Origin of the sequence: Campylobacter sp. 2018MI13, assembly GCF_018501135.1 — a bacterium.
Classification (GTDB): Bacteria; Campylobacterota; Campylobacteria; order Campylobacterales; family Campylobacteraceae; genus Campylobacter_E.
This window is the reverse complement of record NZ_JAHCZC010000331.1, coordinates 1-244: the sequence shown is the minus strand read 5'-3', so window position 1 is coordinate 244 and position 244 is coordinate 1. Positions and strand designations below refer to the sequence as shown.

The following is a 244-nucleotide window of genomic DNA, read 5'->3' as shown; positions in this document are numbered from 1 at the left end:
CAGTTAAGGCTAGTATTGGGGCAACTACGTCTGATAAGATTGGGTTAACTAGGTTTGAGACTGGGCATAATGTGAGAGCGGCGGATTTAACAGGAACTGCTAGTGTAACATTTAAAAATGTTGATGGGATCAACGATGTAACAATAGAACCTGTAAAACTTACAAATGGTAAAGGCGATGTAAGTGCTAGCACAGGTCTTGGAGCGTTAGCAGAAGCAATTAATAAAGCTAGTGATAAGACAGG

The 244-nt window shown here is 40.6% G+C and carries 1 pseudogene; it reads left to right on the top strand.

Annotated elements, in window-relative coordinates:
• A pseudogene (locus KJQ99_RS10255) lies at positions 1 to 244 on the top strand (flagellin B); the annotation flags it as partial.